Raw genomic sequence first — 15,625 nt, forward strand, 5'->3', positions numbered from 1 at the left:
GGCCTCTCTGCCCGTTCATGTCCACCTAATGCCCGAACCTGTTTACTTTCCGGAAATCCGGGCGTAGCCTCCGAGCGAAACCACAAGTTCGGGCACAGGTCGGAGGCGAACGGACATGTACGCACCGGAGCGGCAGCAGGAGATCCTCCGGCTGGCCCGTGACGGCGGCCGGGTGGACGTGATCTCGCTGGCCGAGGAGTTCCAGGTCACGGCGGAGACGATCCGCCGGGATCTGAAGGCCCTCGACCGCGCGGGACTCGTCCGCCGGGTGCACGGCGGTGCCATACCCGCCGGGCGGCTGGACTTCGAGCCGGACCTCGCCGAGCGCGAGTCGACGGCGGCCGACGAGAAGGACCGCATCGCCAAGGCGGCCCTCGCCGAGCTGCCGACGCAGGGCACGGTGATCCTCGACGCCGGCACGACGATCGCCCGCCTCGCGGGCATCATCCCGCTGGAGGCCGAGCTCACCGTCGTCACCCACTCGCTGCCCATCGCGGCCCGCCTCGCGGACCACCCGGGCATGCAGCTCCACCTCGTCGGGGGGCGCGTGCGGCACCGTACGCGCGCCGCCGTCGACGCCTGGGCGCTGCGGGCGTACGGCGAGATCCGCGCGGACGTCGTGTTCGTCGCGGCCAACGGCTTCTCCGCCGGGCACGGGCTGACCACCCCCGACCTCGCCGAGGCCGCCGTGAAGCGCGCGGCGATGTCCGCCGCCCGCCGCGTGGTGTTGCTCGCCGACTCCGCCAAGCACGGCCAGGAGCACTTCGCCCGCTTCGGCGCCCTGAGCGACGTGGATCTGCTGATCACCGACAGCGGGCTGAGCCCAGAAGACGCCACCGCCATGGAGCGCGGCGGCATGGAAGTAGTGCGCGCATGATCCTCACCGTCACCCCGAACCCGTCCCTCGACCGCACCTACGAGGTCCCCTCCCTCGACCGCGGCGAGGTCATACGGGCCACCGGCGAGCGCATGGACCCGGGCGGCAAGGGCGTCAACGTCTCCCGCGCGGTCGCCGCCGCGGGCCGCCGTACGGTCGCCGTCCTGCCGCTGGGCGGTGCTCCGGGCGCGCTGGTCGCGGACCTGCTCGACGCGCAGGGCATCGAGGTCGCGCCGGTCCCGGTCGCCGGGGCCACCCGCTCGAACATCGCCCTCGCCGAGGCGGACGGCGTCCTCACGAAGATCAACGCCCCCGGCCCCGAACTGACCGCCGCCGAACAGGAGTTGCTCCTGGAGACGGTCCGGCGGCAGTCCCGTGACGCCGACTGGATCGCCTGCTGCGGCAGCCTTCCGCGCGGCCTCGCGCCGTCCTGGTACGCCGAGTTGGTCGCCCGCGCCCACGCCGTCGGCGTCCGGATCGCCCTCGACACCTCCGGCCCCGCGCTCATCGAGGCCCTGCGCGAACGCCCGGACGTGGTGAAGCCCAACGCCGAGGAACTCGCGGAGGCCGTCTCCCGCCCCCTCGCCACCGTCGGCGACGCGGTCAAGGCGGCTGAAGAACTACGGGAGTTGGGCGCCGGCGCCGTCCTCGCCAGCCTCGGCGCGGACGGGCAGCTGCTCGTGGACGGCTCCGGTGTCTGGTTCGGCAGCGCGCGCGTCGACGTCGTACGCAGCAATGTCGGCGCGGGGGACTCCTCGCTGGCCGGCTTCCTCATCGCCGGCGGCCACGGCCCCGAAGCCCTGGCCTCGGCGGTCGCCCACGGCGCCGCCGCCGTCCAACTCCCCGGCAGCGTGATGCCCACCCCGGCCGACCTGGACCCGGCCGCGGTGACGGTCACGACGGACGTCCCGGTGGACCGCGTCCTGACGGAGCCGGTGGCATGAGTGCGCACATGGTCTCTACGACCGCCCACCTCCCCTCCCTGTTAACCGCCGCCCCCTTCCGGCAGTCCCGTAGTACCCCCGTCCCCGTCCCCACCCCCGCCCACGGCAGTCCCCGGGCGATACGCGTGCGAAGGAGCCCGCGATGAGCGAGATGATCACCGCGGACCTGGTCGACCTCGACCTGTCCGCCGATACCAAAGAGGCGGCGGCACGTGCCCTCGCCGAGCGCATGGTCGCCCAGGGCCGGGTCACCGACCTCGACGGCTTCCTCGCCGACGTGGCCGCCCGCGAGGCCCAGATGCCGACCGGCCTGGACGGCGGCATCGGCATCCCGCACTGCCGCAGCGAGTACGTCACCGAACCGTCGCTCGCCTTCGGCCGCAGCGCCGAGGGCGTCGACTTCGGCGCCCCCGACGGCCCCGCCGACCTGATCTTCCTGATCGCCGCGCCCGCCGGGGCCGACGACGCCCACCTGACGATCCTCTCCGCCCTGGCCCGCCAGCTCATGAACGCCGAGTTCACCTCCGCCCTGCGCGCGGTGGGCGACGCGGAGAGCGCGGCGGCTCTGATCCGCGGCGACGAGACGCCCGCGCCGAGCACCCCCGCGCCCAGCACCTCCGAAAACTCCGCCGCGACGCCGGTGGCGGCCTCCGCCGGCGTCGCGGCGGGCAGTTCCGCGGCCGACGCCTCCCCGGCTGCTACGGCGGCCGCGGACACCGGCGCCGACGAGCAGCCGTTCCGTATCGTCGCCGTGACCTCCTGCCCGACCGGTATCGCGCACACGTACATGGCGGCCGAGGCGCTGGAGAACGCGGGGCGCGCGGCGGGCGTCGACCTCGTCGTGGAGCCGCAGGGCTCGGCCGGTTTCACCCGGCTCGACCCGGCGGTGATCGCGGCGGCGGACGCCGTGATCTTCGCCCACGACGTGCCCGTACGGGAGAAGGAACGCTTCGCCGGCAAGCCGACCGTCGACGTCGGTGTGAAGGCGGGCATCAACCGGCCCACCGAGCTGATCAGCGAGGTCCGCGGCAAGGCTGAGCGCGGCGAGGTCACCGGCGGATCCGCGCCGACACCGGTCGAGCGCGGCGGCGAGGCGGGCGAGGGCTACGGCTCGATGCTGCGCAAGTGGCTGATGTCCGGCGTCAGTTACATGGTCCCGTTCGTCGCGGCGGGCGGTCTGCTGATCGCCCTCGGCTTCGCTATCGGCGGCTACGAGATCAAGTCCGCGCCCTCGGTCATGCAGCACTTCGTGTGGACGCAGACCGACAGCTGGGCCGCGCTGACGTTCCAGATCGGTGCCGTCGCCTTCGGCTTCCTGGTCCCGGTCCTGGCCGGCTACATCGCCTACGGCATGGCGGACCGGCCCGGTCTGGTGCCCGGCTTCGTCGGCGGCATGATCGCCTCCACCATCAACGCGGGCTTCCTCGGCGGCCTGGCCGCCGGTCTGATCGCCGGTGGTGTGGTGCTGGCGATCCAGAAGGTGAGGATCCCGAAGGCGGTGCGCGGGATCATGCCGGTGGTGGTGATCCCGCTGATCTCCACGGCGATCGTCGGGTTCCTGATGTTCGTGGTCATCGGGAAACCGATCGCCTCGGCGCAGAAGGGCATGACCGACTGGCTCAACGGCCTCAGCGGTTCGAACGCGATCCTGCTGGGCGCCCTGCTCGGCCTGATGATGTGCTTCGACCTCGGCGGCCCGGTCAACAAGGTCGCGTACACCTTCGCCACGGCGGGCATCGCGGTGTCGAGCCCCAGTGACTCGGCGATGAAGATCATGGCCGCGGTCATGGCGGCCGGCATGGTCCCGCCGCTGGCGATGGCCCTGGCGACGACCGTGCGCGGCAAGCTCTTCACCGAGACCGAGCGCGAGAACGGCAAGGCCGCCTGGGTGCTGGGCGCCTCGTTCATCTCCGAGGGCGCGATCCCGTTCGCGGCGGCCGACCCGCTGCGGGTCATCCCGTCCGCGATGGTGGGCGGCGCGATCACCGGCTCCCTGTCGATGGCGTTCGGCGCGACCCTGCGGGCCCCGCACGGTGGCATCTTCGTGGTCCCGCTGATCGGCCACGCGTTCCTCTACCTGATCGCCATCGCGGTCGGCATGTGCGTCACGGCGGCCCTGGTCGTCGTACTGAAGGGCATGCGCAAGCCGGCCGCCGGCAGCGCGGCGCCCGGAGCACCGGAGGACATATCCGCCCCTACGGCGGACACGAAGCAGCCGGTCGCCGTCTAGCCGCTTTCCGGCCTCTTTCGAGCCTCTTTTGGGCCGCTGTGAGGTGTTCACGGCAACTGCGAGATACGTCACGGTCCGGGACCACGGTCCCGGACCGTGGTGTCTACTGGAACGCATGCCTGAGCACGTCTCGATCCTCCAGCTGACCGGTGTGGCCGTTCTCGCCCTGGCGACCGTCGCCTGGGTGTTCGGCCTGACGCGCGTCCTGCGCCGCTCCCTCGTCGAGCCCACCGCATGGCGCGCGGCCCACCCGCTCCACGGCCTCCCGAACCAGCGCCACACCGCGCCGCACGTGGAGTCCGTCGAACTGACCCCGGCGGAGCGGGACGCCTTCGCGGGTCTGGTACGACAGCTCAGCGACGGGCGTTGAAGCCTTCCCCGGTCACGTCGGTCAGGAGACCTGCGTCGCCCGCCGCTCCATCGCGTCGCGGGCCGCGTCCTCGCTGACGTACACCTCGCACATGTGCCGGCCGTCCGGCGTCGCCGTGTGCTCGACCTCCCACAGGGAGATCTCCGCGCCGTCCTGCAGCAGGAACGCGTGCTCGTAGAGCGAGAAGCACAGCGCGGCACGGCCCGCTCGGAACGGGCGGCCGAAGGCCTGCGTGATCTGGTGCGCGAACGCCGTCTCCAGCAGCGCGGCCGTCTCGTCGTCCGGCCGGTCCACGTTCTCCGCCCGGCGCAATAAACGGCGTGCGTGGTCCGCGGAGTCGTCCGCCAGATACGTGTGCCGGGGCTCCGGGAACGGCGCCAGCTGCACCATCACCGGCAGTTCGAAGTCCGAGGTCTCCGGTGTGTCCGGCGGCAGCGGCAGCCGCGCGGTCGCGATGCGCAGCTCCTCCTCGTCGACGTACACCTCGTGCTGTGTGTCTCTGCCCAGCACGGTGTTGTGGACGAGCTCCCACAGGGTCAGCGCCGAGCCGTCGGCGAGCAGCCAGGTGTGCCGGTACGTCTCCCGGTGCAGGCCGGCGCTGTGGTGCGCGGAGTACAGCGAACTGTCGTGCGCCAGCGCGCAGTCGAGACGCCGTATGGTCTCGTCCGGCAACTCGAAGGAGTTCAGGGCGCGGCCGAGGAGTCGCGCGAGATGCTCCTCCGGAGACTCGGGTTGTTCGTACGCTGCCGTGTCGTACGGAACGCTCAAGGCTTCTCCCGGCGTTGCTGCATGTCACCTTGTGGGTGCATACCGTAGCCCCTCGGTCGGACATCATGTCTGTGAACCGAGAAAACGTATGCCCGGAAAACGCGCGGGCCGCGCGAGATGTTCCCGCGCGGCCCGAAGTTCCGTCAAAACCCGCCGGTCAGGCGGCACTTCCGGCGGTCCACTCGCTCCACGCCATGTTCCAGCCGTTGAGTCCGTTGTCCGGGTCCACTGTCCTGTCGGGGGAGTTCTTCACGATCACGACGTCCCCGATGAGGGAGTTGTCGTAGAACCACTTCGCGTTCGTCGCGCCCTGCGCGCCCTGTACGTCCGCGAGCCCGACACAGCCGTGGCTGGTGCCCGTCTGCCCGAAGGGCGGATTGGACTTGCTGTACCAGTAGTTGCCGTGGATGAACGTCCCCGTCGAGGTCAGACGCATCGCGTGCGGCACGTCCGGGATGTTGTACTCGCCGCCCAGACCGACCGTCCGGCTGTCCATCCGCGTCTGCGTGAACTTCTCGGAGATCACCATCTGGCCGTTGTACGTGGTGTGTTCGGGGCTGCCGGACGAGATCGGCAGGGACTTGAAGGTCTGGCCGTCCCGTACGACCGTCATGGTCTGCGTGTCGACGTCGACCGTGGAGACCTGCGAGCGACCGACGTTGAACGTCACGGTCTTCTTCTGCACGCCGTAGGCGCCGTTCGCGCCCTCCACGCCGTCCAGGTCGATCTTCATCGTGACCTTGGAACCGGCCTTCCAGTAGTCCTGCGGCCGGAAGTCGAGCCGCTGCGCCCCGAACCAGTGCCCCACGACCTGCTGCCCGCTGCTGGACGTCACCGTGATGTGCGACTGCACGGCCTTCTTGTCGCTGATCACCTTGTCGAACGTGAACGACACCGGCATCCCGACACCGACCGTCGTCCCGTTGTCCGGGGTGTACGTTCCGATGAAGCTGTTGCTCGACGTGACGGTGGTGAAGATGGAGTTGGCGGCCGCGGTCTTCCCGCTGGAGTCCTTCGCGGTGGCCGATATCTGGTACTTGGTCCCGCGATCCAACTGCCCCTTGGGCTTCCAGGTGCTCCCATTGGCGGATATCGCACCGTCCACGACCTGCCCCGACCCCGCGACGGTCATCTTCACGTCGGTCAACGTGCCGTCGCTGACCTGTACGCCGGTGGAGTTGATGGACGCGTTCGTCGAACCGTCCTCGGCGGAGATGGCGATCTTCGCGGTGGACGTCTTGGCGGTCGTGTTGCCGCCGCCCTTGTTGTCGCCGTTGGCGTCCGCGCTGGCGTTGCCGCCACACGCGCTGAGGGTGAGGGTGCCGACCACCAGGGCGGCGATGGCCCCCAGTACGCGCCGCGCTGCTATGTCCGGCGTTGTCACGGGCTGCTCCAGGTTCGTGGGATGTACGTGATGCGTGATGCGTGATCCGCTGCGATGCGTGGACAAAGAGGGGCCGCACCCCCGCACGGGTTCCCCGCGTTCCCCATGGACGCCGTCCGGTGACAGAACCGGGACATGTGCGGGGCGGGGCCACTCACTTCTCAACCAGCGTCGGCCTTGCACGGCCCGAGTAGAGGGCGGCCAAGGTGGGGAACCCGTCGGGCGGACTACGTCCCGGGCCGGCGTGAGGGGACGCGCTCCCACCTCACCAGCACGCCGCCCCGGCTCAGCGGCCAGTCCCGGGTGGGTAGTTGCTGGAAGCCGGGGGTAAATCTAACCACCTCAGTGGCCTTTGACTGGTTAGAAGCGATCCCGCCTCCAGACACGGGAGGGCCAGAGCCGAGAACGGGACGAGCCCGGGTGCCTGTCGCCTCAGGGTGTCTATCGTCTCCCGTACAGCTCCTCGTACGACTGCCATGTTCCGCCCGGTCCGTCCACCGGCTCGGCGGCGCGTACCGCGCGCACGATCGCGCGGGTTACGACGTCCGCGCCGGCCGCTAGGACGGCGTTGAGGGCGAGGGGGTTCTCGGCGTCGAGGGGGCGGGACCCGGTGGCGAGCGTGAACACCGTGTCCCCGTCGTTCAGCAGGTGCACCGGACGTACGGCGCGCGCGATGCCGTCGTGCGCTGTGCCGGCGAGCTTCTGGGCCTGGGCCTTGGTGAGTTCGGCGTCCGTGGCTACCACCGCGAGCGTGGTGTTCAGCGGGGGAGGCGCGTTCTTGGCGGCTACCTCGACGAGGCGCAGCCGCGCGGCCTCATGGATGTGTGGCTCGGGATATTTCACCCTCCCCCCGAACAACTCCCCGTACAGCACGCCCGTTTCGGGGTCCGCCGCCGACCCCGCCGCGTTGGCCACCACCAGCGCCGCCACCGTGATCCCCGACTCCAGCACGACACTCGCCGTCCCGACCCCGCCCTTCAACGCCCCGACCACCGCCCCCGTACCGGCACCCACACATCCCTCACGCACCCGCACCCCGGGCCCACTGATCGCGGCAGCCTCGACCGCGGCACGTCCAGTGGCCGCGTCCGGCCTGGCCCGGAAGGCGCCGCCCCGCCCCAGGTCGAAGACACAGGCAGCGGGCACCACCGGCACGACGTGCGCCGGGTCCACGCCGACCCGAACCCCGCGCCCCTGCTCCTCCAACCAGGCCATCACTCCGGACGCGGCGTCGAGCCCGTACGCGCTGCCGCCGGTCAACACGATCGCGTCGACCCGCTGCACCAGGTTCCGCGGATCGAGCGCGTCCGTCTCCTTGGTGCCGGGCCCACCGCCCCGCACATCCACGGCGGCCACCGCGCCACCCTCCGGCGCCAGCACGACAGTGGTTCCGGTGAGCCAACCGCCCCCCGCCCGCGTCGCATGCCCCACCCGCACCCCGGCCACATCCGTCAACGCGTCAACTGTCATGGAGGTCAGTCTTGCCCAGCACCCGGCCGATTCGGGGACTGTCGGCACGGTGCGCGCCGGTGATCCGCAAACGGTCAGCCCGGCTTGGGCCACTGTTCCCGTGCCGGTCGACTGAGCTTCGGCGACTGTTTCGGGGGAGGCCGGTCCAGCGCGTGTGGTGGCCGTGCCGGTGGCGCTGGGCTCAGCGGGTGTTGTCGCTGCCGCACCGGTCGCTCTGGCGCGCCCAGCCGGTTCAGCCGCCGTCAGCCCACCGGCACCGCCGCCCCGCCGCCGTTCTCTTCGGCGGCAGCCATCCTTGCCGTCAGCGTCACCCCGACCGCCACCGTCAGCGCCGACACCAGCCCCGCTGCCGGCACCGCCCACTGCCCCAGGAACGTGCAGCAGATCACCAGCAACGCGGCCACCGGGAGGACCAGTTGCTGAGCGAGGCCCACCTTGTAGTGGCGGGCGTGGAGTGCCCAGACGCTGAGCAGGTACAGCGCTGTCGGCAGGGTCACCGCGGCGGACGCCGCCAGCGTGGAGATGTGTGACTTGCCGACCGCCTCCGTGACCGCCACCTCCAGGCCCGCGCCGATCGTGGCCGCCGAGGCGAAGATCAGGTAATGGCCGTAACCCCACAGGAACGCCTGCCGGTTGGAGCGGAGATGTCCGTGGATCGGCACCACGAAATAGATCCACCAGGCCGCGAACACGATCAACAGGCCGCCGGCCGCGATGGGCAGCAACTCGCCCAGCGCGTCGTTCTCGTCCACCCCCGACTTCACGGCGACCGTCGCCGCCGCGATCGTCTCGCCCAGCACGATGATCGTGAACAGCCCGTACCGCTCGGAGATGTGGTGCGGATGCCAGTGCGTCGTGTAGTCCTTCTCCGCGTAGAGCGGCACGCACAGCTCCGCGATCACCATCACCAGGAACACCCACACCCGCGCGTGTTCCGGCAGGACCACCAGCCCCAACCAGCCGACGAGGCAGAGGAGTACGCCACCCGCGTACCGCAGGGCCATCGTCCGCTCCGGGCCCTGAGCCGACCGTGCCGCCCGCAGCCACTGCGCGGCCATCGCCAGCCGCATGATCAGGTAGCCGAGCCAGACGACCACGTAGTCGTGCTGGTCGAAGGCCCGCGAGACCCCGGCCGCGAGGACCAGGACACCGGCGATCTGCACCAGGGTGACGACCCGGTACAGCACGTCGTCGTTGTCGTAGGCCGAGGCGAACCAGGAGAAGTTCATCCAGGCCCACCAGATCGAGAAGAACTGCATCGCGTAGTTCAGGACGCCCTCGCCCGCATGGCCCTCGGCGACGGCGTGCGCCAACTGGAGGCCCGCCTGCGCGATGGCCACCACGAAACACAGGTCGAAGAACAGCTCCAGCGGTGAGGCGACCCGGTGCGGCTCGTCCCGGCCCCGGGCGGTGAGCGGGCGCAGGGGTCGGAGGGGGCGCTGGGGGCTGTGAGTCTCGGACGTCATGGGGCCAAGCACAGCAGATAACGTCCGCCGGGGGCCGTACCCTGGAGGCATGAGTACCGTCCCCGCACCCGAGCCGCGCGATCCGAAGCCCGCGCTGGTCTTCGACGACCCGTTGAGCCGGCCGTCCTCGGACGACACGGACAGCGGGTGGGGCGAGCGGCCCGAGGGCGACAGCGCGGCCGACCTGAAGCGCTTCCTCGACGAGAAGCCGCCCCACCACATCTGAGCGGTCGGCCTCGCCTGAGCCGCCGGTCGTATCCGAACCGTCAGCCGTGCCCGAGCCGTCGCTTACGGCTCCCGGTGTCCCTCGCCACGCTGCGCCACGAGCGCGTCGCGGATCTCCTTGAGGACCTCCAGCTCGGTGATCTCGATGATCTCCTGCGTGCCCTCCTTGGCCTTCCGCTGGGCCTCCGCCCGGGCCAGGTACTTCGACATCGGCAGGACCATCAGGAAGTAGACGACCGCCGCGGTGATCACGAAGCTGAGAGCGGCTCCCATGACGGAGCCCCACATCAGCTGGATGCCCTTGTCGCCCGAGCAACTGCTGCTCAGGCACGAGCTGTAGGTGTCCAGGTTCTGTGTGCCGATCGCCCCGACGAGCGGGTTGATGATCCCCTTCACCACCGAGTTGACGATGTTCGTGAAGGCGGCGCCGATGACGACCGCGACTGCCAGATCGACGACGTTCCCGCGCATCAGGAAGGCCTTGAAGCCCTGCCAGACGCCCGATTCCTTCTTCTTCTCGCTCAACTCGGAGCCTCTTCTCGCACGCGCGGGGGGTGGAACCAACAGCTCCGCAACCTACGTCAAGGTGCGGCCGTCCTGTCCAATTCAGTAACTCGAACGAGGGACTTGACACGAATTCGCACAGGCGACGGAAGGCCCGGATCACGACGCGTAGCGTGCGGTTCACCACAGTGTCACCGCCAGCCGTGCCGTGGCGCTCGCGCCGGCCAGCCGCGCCGCCGTGGAGCGCGGCACCGACAGCACCACCAACGCCCCGCCGCCGTCCGCCACTTCGAGCGGCTCGGGCACCTTCGTCACCCGCGCACCGCGCGCGACCACATGAGCGTCACCGCCCGCCGCCGACTCCTCGGCGGCGATCACATCGACCCGGTCACCGGCCCGCAACAGCCGGACCGTGCCGGCGTCGGCGATCCGCACCGGCGCCGACACCCACTCGACCGCCCGGCGCTGCCGTACCGCATCGACCACCGGATGCCCGCGAGGCCGCTCACCGTGCCGCGCCTCCGCCACATCACGCGGGCCCGCCGCCACGAGCGCGGCCGCGGTCAGCGCCAGGCCCGCGGCCACGGCCCTCCTCCGGTGCCGTAGCAACCGGCGCAGTTGACCGCGACCGCCGCGCACCCGCACCGGCGCGAAGTGCGGCACCTCGCACGTGGGCGGAGCGTCGACGCCCAACGGGCGAGGGAAGGAGAGAGGGGAGGGAGAGGAGAGGGACATGGGGACCACCACCTGCGACGAGGGATCGGCTTGCGGTCCCACGATGCGGCAATCCGCCGAGGCCCGTCGGAGCCCGTGTGCTACCCGCCGGTTGTGGACAATTCCCTCACCCGAACGGGAAGTTCCGCATCCCCGGCCCTCTCCGCATCCCCAGCCCCAGCGTCCACGGCACCAACCGCGGCTACGGCAGCTCGAACCCCGGGTCCATCCCGCCCAGCGCGTTCGCGCACAGGCAGTCCCGCGCCCCGTTCTCCGGCAGCGCGGCCACCGTGTCGAACAGCACGCCCCGCAGCCGGTCCACGTTGGCCGCGAACACCCGCAGCACCTCGTCGTGGGAGACGCCCTCGCCGGTCTCGGCACCCGCGTCGAGGTCGGTGACCAGGGTCAACGAGGAGTAGCAGAGCTCCAGTTCACGGGCGAGCGCCGCCTCGGGGTGGCCGGTCATGCCGACCACCGACCAGCCCTGTGCTTGATGCCACAACGACTCGGCACGGGTCGAGAAGCGCGGGCCCTCGATCACCACGAGCGTGCCGCCGTCGACCGGTTCCCAGTCCCGGCCGCGCGCCGCCTTCAGCGCGGCCGCCCGGCCGGTCGGGCAGTAGGGGTCGGCCAGGGACACGTGCACCACGTTCGGCACCGCGCCGCCGGGCAGCGGGAGTCCGTCGAAGTACGTGCCCGTCCGGGACTTCGTACGGTCCACCAGTTGGTCCGGCACCAGCAGCGTGCCCGGCCCGTACTCGGGGCGCAGCCCGCCCACCGCGCACGGGCCGAGGACCTGGCGCACGCCGACGGAGCGCAACGCCCAGAGGTTGGCCCGGTAGTTGATGCGGTGCGGCGGCAGATGGTGGCCGCGCCCGTGCCGGGGCAGGAACGCGACCCGCCGGCCGGCGATCTCACCGAGGAAGAGGGAGTCGCTGGGCGGTCCGTAGGGGGTGTCCACCTGGATCTCGGTCACGTCGTCGAGGAACGAGTAGAACCCGGAGCCACCGATTACGCCGATCTCTGCGTTCGCCATGGCCAGCACCCTAGCCGCCGTCGAAAAGCCACAGGAACGGATGCGGGAACCGGCTCCGGAAACGCCGAAAACCCTGTCGTCGCACGACGACAGGGTCCCGCGGAAAGGTCCTACGCGGCGGAGCTGTTACTGCTGGACGAGGAGCCCGAGCTCGACGACTTCGCGTCCGAGGAGGACGACGAGGTCGAGGGGGTGGACGGCTTCGAGTCCGAGGACGTCGACGGCTTCGCGGGGGCCGGCGAGCTGCTCGACGAGGAGCCGCGGCTGTCGTTCCGGTAGAAACCGGAGCCCTTGAAGACAATGCCGACCGCGGAGTACACCTTCTTCAGGCGGCCACCGCAATTGGGGCACTCGGTCAGGGCGTCGTCGGTGAACTTCTGCACCGCCTCAAGGCCCTCGCCGCACTCGGTGCACTGATACTGGTAGGTCGGCACTGTTGTCTTCCTCCTGGCACTCTCACTCAATGAGTGCTAACGAACGTCCATACTGACGTATTCCCGGGGATCAGTCCACTGCCACCGGCACGCGGTGACCGACGCCACGTGCCACGGTGCGGCTGTGGGGCCGGGTCGCGAGGCGTGACCGGAGGGCCACCAGGGTCCCCAGGGCGAGCACCGTACCGGCCATCGGTACCAGAAAACCGGCGCCGCCCCACAGACGGTCCTCCAACTGTCCGGCGACCGTGACGGCGGCGGCCTGGCCCAGGGCGACCGCGCCGGTCAGCCAGGTGAAGGCCTCGGTGCGGGCGCCGGCCGGGACGAGCCCCTCGACCAGCGTGTAGCCGGTGATCAGGGCGGGCGCGATGCACATGCCGACCAGGAGACCGAGACCGGCCAGGAGCGGCACCGAGTGGGCTGTCCACAGGGCGGACGCGGTCAGCGCGAGCGCCGCGTAGCCGACCAGGAGGCGGCGCTGCGGGGCGACCTTCCAGGCGACCGCACCGCAGACGAGTCCGGAGAGCATGTTGCCGGCGGCGAACGTGCCGTAGAGGACGCCGTTCAGGCCGGGTTCGCCGATCGACTCGGTGTAGGCGGCCAGGGAGACCTGCATGCCGCCGAAGACGGAACCGATGCCCAGGAAGGTCACGATCAGCACGCGCACCCCGGGGATGCTCAGTGCGGAAACGTGCTCCACGCGTGCGTGCCCGACGAGGGCCACCTTGGGCTGGGTGCTCTTCTGGGCGGCGAACAGCAGGCCGCCGATCAGGGTGAGCCCCGCCTCCGTGATCAGGCCCGCGGCCGGGTTCACGGCGGTGCACAGGGCGGTCGCCAGGAGGGGGCCGAAGACGAAGGTCAGCTCGTCCGTGACCGACTCGAAGGCGGCCGCGGTGCTCAGCAGGGGGGAGTCCTGGAGCTTCACGCCCCAGCGGGCACGCACCATGGGGCCGATCTGCGGCACCGAGGCGCCGGTCGGGACGGCCGCCACGAACAGCGCCCACAGGGGCGCGTGGCCGAGCGCGAGGGCCGTGAACGTGAGGCCCGACAGGGTGTGCACCAGGACGCCGGGGAGCAGGACGGCCCGCTGTCCGTGGCGGTCGGCCAGTCGTCCGCTGTAGGGCGCGAACAGGGCCATGGAGACGCCGGTGACGGCCGCGGCGGCGCCCGCCGCGCCGTAGGAGCCGGTGGTGTGCTGCACGAGCAGCACGATGGAGATGGTGAGCATCGCGAACGGCTGGCGTGCCGCGAAGCCGGGGAGCAGGAACGTCCAGGCGCCACGCGTGCGCAGCAGCTGCCCGTATCCGGGACGGGATCCCGTCCCGGAGGTGACCGTGGATGCCACGGCCCGTGCCTTTCTGCCACCTGGTAGCGCGCCCTGTGCGGGGGGCGCCGAGAGCTGTCCTCTTGCGCGGAACTGCGGTAGATACCGGTGCCCACGCGGAGAGGGATTCGGCCGCCATACGGTCGCGCCAGCACTGCGTCAGGCAGAGTTGGTTCGATCAGAATGTGCCTTCATCGTACAGGTGGTGAAGGTCGGTGAGCCTGTGAAAACGGGCACCACGCGCGCGTTCACCTGTGATTGGTGAACATGTGAACCGTACGAAACATGCCCTTAACGACCGGCGCCGGTCGTGTCCGTGCCCAGCCACCCCGCCAGCTTGCCGCCGTGACCCACCGCGCGCAGCCGCCGTTCCGCCGCGTCCCGGACGGGGTCCGTGGCGACCACGAGGAGCTCGTCCCCGCGCCGCAGAACTGTCGAGGGCAGCGGGACAAACGATTTTCCGTCGCGTACGACGAGGGTGACCGCGGCCCCTGCCGGCAGCCTGAGCTCGTTGACCTCGACGCCGTGCATCTTCGACTCCCCGGGGATCGCGACGGACAGCAGATGCCCGCGCAGTCGCTCCAGGGGTGCCGATTCGATGCCGAGGTCGGCGGCCTCCGCCCCCTCGCCCAGCTTCAGTTTGCGGGCCAGCCAGGGCAGCGTGGGCCCCTGGACGAGGGTGTAGACGACGACCAGGACGAAGACGATGTTGAAGATGCGGCGGCTGCCGTCCACGCCGTTCACCATGGGGATCGTCGCCAGGATGATGGGCACGGCGCCGCGCAGCCCGGCCCAGGACATGAGGGTCTGCTCCTGCCAGGGCACCCGGAACGGCGTGAGGCTCACCACCACGCTGAGCGGCCGGGCCACCATCGTCAGCACCAGGCCGATGAGGAGCGCGGGCCAGACGTCGTCCCCCAGCTCGTGCGGGGTGACCAGCAGGCCGAGCAGGACGAACATGCCGATCTGGGCGATCCAGCCGAGCCCCTCGGCGAAACCGCGCGTGGCGGGCCAGTGGGGCAGCTTGGCGTTGCCGAGCACCATCGAGGCGAGATAGACCGCGAGGAAGCCGCTGCCGTGCGCCAGGGCGCCCGCGGCGTACGCGGTGACCGCGATCGCCATGACGGCGATCGGGTAGAGGCCGGAGGCGGGCAGCGCCACGTGCCGCATCCCCCAGGAGCCGAGCCAGCCCACCGCGATGCCCATGGCCGCGCCGATGGCCAGCTCCAGGGCTATCTCGGCAACCAGCATGTACCAGTGCTCGACCGGGCCGGCGGTGGAGAAGGCGACGACCAGGATGACCACCGGGGCGTCGTTGAAGCCGGACTCGGCCTCCAACGTGCCCGTCACGCGCGCGGGGAGGGGGATTCTCCGCAGCACGGAGAAGACCGCCGCCGCGTCCGTCGAGGACACCACCGCCCCGATGATGAACGCCTGCCGCCAGTCCAGTCCGACCAGGTAGTGCGCGCCCGCCGCCGTGACGCCGACGCTCACCGCCACCCCCGCCAGCGCCAGCGTGGCGGCCGACGACAGGACCGGCCTGACCTCTTTCCACTTCGTGCCGAGGCCGCCCTCGGCCAGGATCACGACCAGGGCCGCGTACCCGATGACCTGGGTCAGCTCGGTGTTGTCGAAGTGGATGTCGCCGACGCCGTCCTGGCCCATGGCGACGCCGATCCCCAGGTACACGAGCAGGCTGGGGAGCCCGCTGCGCGAGGAGATCCGGACCGCCGCGACGGCGACGAGCAGGACGAGCGAGCAGACGAGCAGCAGCTGGTCGAGGTGGTGGACAGTCAGTGGCCTTCCCTTCCTCGGCTGACGCGCGTGCAGCGCGGCAGCACATGTACAGGGGACGCGAGGCTGCGGCGCCATGCATCCA

The 15,625-nt window shown here is 70.9% G+C and carries 15 protein-coding genes; 5 read left to right on the top strand and 10 right to left on the bottom strand.

The features are described 5' to 3' along the window. The first annotated feature begins 115 nt into the window (after positions 1-115). The 4 genes from OG226_RS28995 to OG226_RS29010 all read left to right on the top strand — a co-directional run bounded on the left by OG226_RS28995 (position 116) and on the right by OG226_RS29010 (position 4,421). Positions 116-877, top strand: a complete 762-nt coding sequence (locus OG226_RS28995) for a DeoR/GlpR family DNA-binding transcription regulator (RefSeq protein ID WP_327403369.1) — start codon at positions 116-118, stop codon at positions 875-877. Next, positions 874-1,821: a 1-phosphofructokinase gene (gene pfkB, locus OG226_RS29000; protein ID WP_328682547.1), complete on the top strand. Its 948-nt coding sequence runs from the start codon at positions 874-876 to the stop codon at positions 1,819-1,821. Before OG226_RS28995 ends, pfkB begins: the two co-directional genes overlap by 4 nt. A 142-nt stretch (positions 1,822-1,963) precedes the next feature. Further along, on the top strand, positions 1,964-4,051 hold the full coding sequence (locus tag OG226_RS29005) for a PTS fructose transporter subunit IIABC (RefSeq protein WP_329350488.1): 2,088 nt from the start codon (positions 1,964-1,966) through the stop codon (positions 4,049-4,051). A 115-nt stretch (positions 4,052-4,166) separates the two neighbouring features. Further along, positions 4,167-4,421 carry a hypothetical protein gene (locus tag OG226_RS29010; RefSeq protein WP_329350489.1) on the top strand — a complete coding sequence of 85 codons (255 nt, stop codon included), beginning with the start codon at positions 4,167-4,169 and terminating at the stop codon, positions 4,419-4,421. Positions 4,422-4,442: 21 nt separating this feature from the next. On the opposite strand, the gene OG226_RS29015 is transcribed toward OG226_RS29010, so the two are convergent. The 4 genes from OG226_RS29015 to OG226_RS29030 form a co-directional block, all read right to left on the bottom strand. Further along, positions 4,443-5,189 carry a DUF6227 family protein gene (locus OG226_RS29015; protein ID WP_328682553.1) on the bottom strand — a complete coding sequence of 249 codons (747 nt, stop codon included), beginning with the start codon at positions 5,187-5,189 and terminating at the stop codon, positions 4,443-4,445. Between the two features lie 157 nt (positions 5,190-5,346). Next, complete coding sequence (locus tag OG226_RS29020) at positions 5,347-6,573, bottom strand: L,D-transpeptidase (protein WP_328682555.1); 1,227 nt, start codon at positions 6,571-6,573, stop codon at positions 5,347-5,349. Between the two features lie 441 nt (positions 6,574-7,014). After that, entirely contained in the window at positions 7,015-8,043 is a 1,029-nt protein-coding gene (locus OG226_RS29025) for a P1 family peptidase (protein ID WP_329350490.1), read from the bottom strand. A gap of 242 nt (positions 8,044-8,285) precedes the next feature. Further along, positions 8,286-9,509: a low temperature requirement protein A gene (locus OG226_RS29030; RefSeq protein ID WP_328682559.1), complete on the bottom strand. Its 1,224-nt coding sequence runs from the start codon at positions 9,507-9,509 to the stop codon at positions 8,286-8,288. 49 nt (positions 9,510-9,558) lie between these two features. Between OG226_RS29030 and OG226_RS29035 the strand changes: the two genes are divergently transcribed. Beyond that, positions 9,559-9,735: a hypothetical protein gene (locus tag OG226_RS29035; RefSeq protein ID WP_328682560.1), complete on the top strand. Its 177-nt coding sequence runs from the start codon at positions 9,559-9,561 to the stop codon at positions 9,733-9,735. A 62-nt stretch (positions 9,736-9,797) separates the two neighbouring features. Here OG226_RS29035 and mscL read toward each other — a convergent pair whose 3' ends face one another. The 6 genes from mscL to OG226_RS29065 form a co-directional block, all read right to left on the bottom strand. Next, the gene (gene mscL, locus OG226_RS29040; protein ID WP_328682562.1) at positions 9,798-10,259 is read right to left on the bottom strand and encodes a large conductance mechanosensitive channel protein MscL; all 462 of its coding nucleotides are present in this window, start codon (positions 10,257-10,259) and stop codon (positions 9,798-9,800) included. A gap of 159 nt (positions 10,260-10,418) precedes the next feature. Then, positions 10,419-10,973 carry a hypothetical protein gene (locus tag OG226_RS29045; RefSeq protein ID WP_328682564.1) on the bottom strand — a complete coding sequence of 185 codons (555 nt, stop codon included), beginning with the start codon at positions 10,971-10,973 and terminating at the stop codon, positions 10,419-10,421. A 181-nt stretch (positions 10,974-11,154) separates the two neighbouring features. Next, on the bottom strand, positions 11,155-11,988 hold the full coding sequence (locus OG226_RS29050) for an S-methyl-5'-thioadenosine phosphorylase (RefSeq protein ID WP_329350491.1): 834 nt from the start codon (positions 11,986-11,988) through the stop codon (positions 11,155-11,157). Positions 11,989-12,098: 110 nt separating this feature from the next. Beyond that, positions 12,099-12,422: an FmdB family zinc ribbon protein gene (locus OG226_RS29055; protein ID WP_328682568.1), complete on the bottom strand. Its 324-nt coding sequence runs from the start codon at positions 12,420-12,422 to the stop codon at positions 12,099-12,101. A 70-nt stretch (positions 12,423-12,492) separates the two neighbouring features. Further along, positions 12,493-13,767, bottom strand: coding sequence for an MFS transporter (locus tag OG226_RS29060; RefSeq protein ID WP_328682570.1), 1,275 nt, complete (start codon positions 13,765-13,767; stop codon positions 12,493-12,495). A 270-nt stretch (positions 13,768-14,037) separates the two neighbouring features. After that, on the bottom strand, positions 14,038-15,618 hold the full coding sequence (locus OG226_RS29065) for a potassium/proton antiporter (RefSeq protein WP_328682572.1): 1,581 nt from the start codon (positions 15,616-15,618) through the stop codon (positions 14,038-14,040). Positions 15,619-15,625: the final 7 nt, after the last annotated feature.

Origin of the sequence: Streptomyces sp. NBC_01261, from assembly GCF_036226385.1 — a bacterium.
Lineage (GTDB): Bacteria > Actinomycetota > Actinomycetes > Streptomycetales > Streptomycetaceae > Streptomyces.